General features: G+C 74.0%; 7 protein-coding genes. 1 reads left to right on the top strand and 6 read right to left on the bottom strand.

Annotated elements, in window-relative coordinates; all coding sequences use genetic code 11:
• The coding region (locus AB0G02_RS29470; protein WP_360800215.1) for a Clp protease N-terminal domain-containing protein at nt 1–391 on the bottom strand (391 nt) is incomplete at its 3' end.
• Between the two features lie 2 nt (nt 392–393).
• Entirely contained in the window at nt 394–606 is a 213-nt protein-coding gene (locus tag AB0G02_RS29465) for a helix-turn-helix domain-containing protein (protein ID WP_360800213.1), read from the bottom strand.
• Nucleotides 607–1,094: 488 nt separating this feature from the next.
• On the opposite strand from AB0G02_RS29465, the gene AB0G02_RS29460 reads away from it, so the two are divergent.
• On the top strand, nt 1,095–1,301 hold the full coding sequence (locus AB0G02_RS29460; protein WP_360800211.1) for a hypothetical protein: 207 nt from the start codon (nt 1,095–1,097) through the stop codon (nt 1,299–1,301).
• A 38-nt stretch (nt 1,302–1,339) separates the two neighbouring features.
• On the opposite strand, the gene AB0G02_RS29455 is transcribed toward AB0G02_RS29460, so the two are convergent.
• The 4 genes from AB0G02_RS29455 to AB0G02_RS29440 form a co-directional block, all read right to left on the bottom strand.
• The gene (locus AB0G02_RS29455; RefSeq protein ID WP_360800208.1) at nt 1,340–2,038 is read right to left on the bottom strand and encodes a GntR family transcriptional regulator; all 699 of its coding nucleotides are present in this window, start codon (nt 2,036–2,038) and stop codon (nt 1,340–1,342) included.
• Entirely contained in the window at nt 2,038–2,805 is a 768-nt protein-coding gene (locus AB0G02_RS29450; RefSeq protein ID WP_360800206.1) for a 3-oxoacyl-ACP reductase, read from the bottom strand. Before AB0G02_RS29450 ends, AB0G02_RS29455 begins: the two co-directional genes overlap by 1 nt.
• An 11-nt stretch (nt 2,806–2,816) precedes the next feature.
• Nucleotides 2,817–4,175, bottom strand: a complete 1,359-nt coding sequence (locus AB0G02_RS29445) for an aldehyde dehydrogenase family protein (protein ID WP_360800204.1) — start codon at nt 4,173–4,175, stop codon at nt 2,817–2,819.
• Nucleotides 4,172–4,474: gamma-glutamyl-gamma-aminobutyrate hydrolase family protein (locus tag AB0G02_RS29440; RefSeq protein ID WP_360800201.1), on the bottom strand; the 303-nt coding region annotated here is incomplete at its 5' end. The genes AB0G02_RS29440 and AB0G02_RS29445, both read right to left, overlap by 4 nt.

Genomic DNA, 4,474 nt, shown 5'->3' with positions numbered 1-4,474 from the left:
AGCGCTCGCGGGCCTTCGCCGCGCCGAGCGGGAGCAGCGGTTCCCGACCGGCGGGACGGTCCAGCACGGGCCCGCCGCCGGGGCCGAGGAGGCGGTCGAGGTCGACGCCGAGCGGAGCCAGGAGGGACCGATCCGCCGCACCGCCCGCGCCGAGCGGTGCGGCGAGGTGCGCGGCGTCGCGGAGGGCGGCGGTGGTCGCGCCGTGCCGGGCCAGGAGCTCGGCTACTACTCGGGAGGTGGACGGGCCGGTGGCGGGTGGGCCGGCGGGCGGGGCGGTGGTCAGGGCGGCCAGCAGGTGCTCACTGCCCGTGCGCGGGTGGCCCTCGGCACGGGCCAGGTCGAGCGCGCGGCCGAGGGTGTGGTTCAGGTCGGGGTGATCGCCTCGGAACACCGTCAGTCCTCTCGGCCGTGCTTGCGGTGGACGGTCTGCTTGGTCACGCCCAGGCGGGTGGCGATGTCGCGCCACGACCAGCCGGCCTGCCGCGCGGCGGCGACGTGCTGGGCTTCCAGCTGCTCCACCAGGCGGCGCAGGCGGGCCACGGCGCGCAGGCCGGCGTCCGGGTCGGTGCCGTGCGCGGCCTGGTCGAGATCGGCTATAGCGGCCATGTCGTCAACATATGCTGACGCCTACAGGTCGTCAACACATGCTGACGGCAACGTTCACAGCGGACGGACAGCGCGCGATCAGCATCCGTTCAGGTAGGGCGCGCACCATGGCGTCCACCAGCACGAAGAGCAGGAGTCCAGCCATGTCCGATCCCCACCTGCCATCCCACCCGAGCCCCGAACCGGCGTCGGGCCGGACTCCCACCCCACCGCCCGCCGGAACCACCGGTGAACCGCCCGCCGCCGCCCAGCCGACCCGACCGATACCCGCCGCACCACCGGCCGGTGCCGACCAGTCGGAAGCAGCCGCGCAGCCGATCGGTGGAGCGCAGCCGGCCCCTGCTGCACAAACGACCGCCGCCCCACCACCCGCGGGTGGTGAGGTTCCCGGTCCCGCACGGCCGGCGGCGGACGTGCCCCACCCCCACCCACACCCCCCGGGCAGGCGCACGGCCTTCGGGCGGGTTGTCAGGCACCGGGCCACCCAGTTGGTCGCCGTCGGCCTGCTCGGGCTGGTCCTGGGTGCCGGGATCGTGGCGCTGGCCGACCGCGACCACCCCCGGTACGGGGTCGGGGCCGACCGGCCCGGTCACTCCCGGTTCGACGAGCGCGGGGACCACCGGCCCGGCAGAGGACCCGACCGGGGTCCGGACAGGGGGCCGGACCGGGCACCGGGGCCCGACTTCGAGCGCTGAGGCCGCCCGGCCGCCCGGCCCGGACCCCACGCCGGGACTCAGGACAGGAAGCCGCGCAGCAGCACGGTCGTGCCGTCCAGGTGCTCGGCCATCGCCCGCCGCGCGGCGTCCGGGTCGCCCGCCAGGATGTGCGTGACGATCAGCTCGTGCTGGTCGTTCGAGTGCCCGAGGTTCGGCGGTAGCAGCGGGATGCGGTCCAGCAGCGCGTTGACCCTCGTCCGGGCGTCCGCGACGGCCGCGGTGAGCGACGCCGAGCCGGTCGCCTCCGCGATGGCCAGGTGCAGCCGCGAGTCCTTCCGCCGGTACTCGTCCAGGGACGCGTCACGGCACTCGGTCAGCCGCGTCAGCAGGTTCCGCCGCTCCACGGGCCCCAGCGCACGTCCCGCCGCGCACTCCGCCGCACCGGTCTCGACCGCCCACCGCACGGTCACCGCGTCGGACAGCTCCACGGGGTCGACCCGGCTGTCCGGCGTGGGCGCCGGCACGGGCGCGTTGACGAACGTCCCGCCGTACCGGCCGCGCCGCGACTCGACGTACCCGGCGTCCTGCAACGACCGGATCGCCTCGCGCAACGTCACCCGGCTGACGCCCAGCCGGGTGGCCAGGTCGCGCTCGGCGGGCAGCCGCTCCCCCGGCCCCACCGCGCCGAGCCGGATGGCCTGCACGAGCCGCTCCACGGTCTCCTCGAACGCGTTGCCCGCCCGCACGGGGCGGAACAACGCGTCCTGCAACGGCATCACAGCGGTGTCACGTAAGCACCGGCGATACCGCCGTCCACCAGGAAGTTCGACGCGGTGATGAACGAGGAGTCGTCGCTGGCCAGGAACGCGACGGCGGCCGCGATCTCCTCCGGCTCGGCGAACCGGCCCAGCGGCACGTGCACCAGCCGCCGCGCGGCCCGCTCCGGGTCCTTCGCGAACAGCTCGCGCAGCAACGGCGTGTTCACCGGTCCGGGCGACAGGGCGTTCACCCGCACCCCCTGCCGGGCGAACTGCACGCCCAGTTCCCGGCTCATGGCCAGCACCCCGCCCTTGGACGCCGTGTACGAGATCTGGGACGTCGCCGCGCCCATCGTCGCCACGAACGACGCGGTGTTGATCACCGAGCCGCGCCCGCGCTCCAGCATGTGCGGGATCGCGTACTTGCAGCACAGGTACACCGAGGTCAGGTTCACCTTCTGCACCCGGTCCCACGCCTCGATGCCCGTGGTGAGGATGGAGTCGTCGTCGGGCGGCGAGATGCCGGCGTTGTTGAAGGCGACGTCCACCGAGCCGTAGGTGTCCACCGCGGTCTGGAACAGCGCCGACACCTGCTCCTCGTCGGTCACGTCGACCTGCGCGAACAGCCCGCCGACCTCGTCGGCCGCCGCCTTGCCGGTCTCCGCGTCGACGTCGGCGACGACGACCCGGGCGCCCTCGGACGCCAGCCGCCGCACCGAGGCGAGGCCGATGCCGCTGCCCCCGCCCGTCACCACGGCCACCCGGCCCTCAAGTCGCTGAACCATGTCTCTCCCAATCAGTGAGCGATGAAGACGTTCTTGGTCTCGGTGAACGAGTCGAGGGCGTCGGGCCCCAGCTCACGGCCGAGCCCGGACTGCTTGAACCCGCCGAACGGCGTCCAGTACCGCACCGACGAGTGCGAGTTCACCGACAGGTTCCCGGCCTCGACGGCACGCGAGACGCGCAGCGCCCGGCCCACGTCCCGCGTCCAGATCGACCCGGACAGGCCGAAGGAGCTGTCGTTGGCCAACCGCACCGCGTCCTCCTCGTCGGTGAACGGCAGCACGGCCACCACCGGCCCGAAGATCTCCTCCACCGCGGCGCGGTCACCGGGCGAGACGGGCGCCAGCACCGTCGGGGGGAACCAGAAACCGGCACCCTCCGGAGCCGACCCGCGGAACGCCACCGGCGCGTCGTCCGGCACGTAGGAGGCGACCTTCTCCCGGTGCGCGGCCGAGATCAACGGCCCCATCTCGGTGCCCTCGTCGCCCGGCGCACCGACCACGACGCCCTTGACCGCGGGCTCCAGCAGCTCCATGAACCGGTCGTAGACCGACGCCTGCACCAGGATCCGGGACCGCGCGCAGCAGTCCTGGCCCGCGTTGTCGAACACGCCGTACGGCGCGGTGGCCGCGGCCCGCTCCAGGTCGGCGTCGTCGAACACGACGTTGGCCGACTTGCCGCCCAGCTCCAGCGTCACCCGCTTGACCTGGTCCGCGCAGCCGGCCATGACCTGCTTGCCGACCCGGGTGGAGCCGGTGAACACGACCTTGCGCACGTCGGGGTGCGTGACGAACCGCCGACCCACCACCGGCCCGGCGCCGGGCAGCACCTGGAACACGTCCTCGGGAATGCCCGCCTCCCTCGCCAGCGAGGCCAACCGCAGGGCGGTCAACGGCGTCAGCTCGGCGGGCTTGAGCACCACCGCGTTCCCCGCCGCCAGCGCGGGCGCGAAGCCCCAGGCGGCGATCGGCATCGGGAAGTTCCACGGCACGATCACACCGACCACGCCGATCGGCTCGTGGAACGTCACGTCCAGCCCGCCGGGCACGGGGATCTGCCTGCCGAACAACCGCTCCGGCGCGGCCGCGTAGTAGTGCAGCACGTCCCGGACGTTCCCGGCCTCCCACCGCGCGTTGCCGATGGTGTGGCCGGCGTTGAGCACCTCCAGCGCCGCCAGCTCCTCCAGCGCGCCGTCGACCGCATCCGCGAACCGCCGCAGCAGCCTGGCCCGGTCGCCCGGTGCGACCGCGCGCCACGCGGGCAGCGCCGCCGACGCGCGGGCGATCGCCGCGTCGGTCTCCTCCAGCGTCGTCAGCGGGACCGAGCGGACCACCTCCTCGGTGGCCGGGTTGATGACGTCGAACGTGGTCACTCCGCTCCCCTGTCCCTGGCTGCCCTGTCCTCAACGGCTCTGTCCTCAACGGCCTCGTCCTCAACGGCCCTGTCCTTGACGGCCCGATCACGACCGGCGCCGACGAGCGCGGCGAACAGGCGGTCGTCCTCGGTGTCGGCCTCCGGGTGCGACTGCACGCCGAGCACGAACCGCGAGCCCGGCAGCTCCACCGCCTCCACGGTCCCGTCCGGCGCACCGGCCACCACGCGCAGGCCGTCACCGAGGACGTCCACCGCCTGGTGGTGGTGGCAGAACACGGTCGTGGCCAGGCCGACGAT

The organism is Actinosynnema sp. NPDC023658 (genome assembly GCF_040639995.1).
In the GTDB taxonomy this organism is placed as follows: Bacteria; Actinomycetota; Actinomycetes; order Mycobacteriales; family Pseudonocardiaceae; genus Actinosynnema.
The sequence above is the reverse complement of the archived record's forward strand: the minus strand, read 5'-3'. Positions and strand labels throughout refer to the sequence as shown.

Bases quoted from the DNA above. Each gene is read 5' to 3' on its own strand.
- AB0G02_RS29465 (WP_360800213.1), bottom strand. From the start codon at position 606: ATGGCCGCTATAGCCGATCTCGACCAGGCCGCGCACGGCACCGACCCG.
- AB0G02_RS29455 (WP_360800208.1), bottom strand. From the start codon at position 2,038: ATGCCGTTGCAGGACGCGTTGTTCCGCCCCGTGCGGGCGGGCAACGCG.
- AB0G02_RS29450 (WP_360800206.1), bottom strand. From the start codon at position 2,805: ATGGTTCAGCGACTTGAGGGCCGGGTGGCCGTGGTGACGGGCGGGGGC.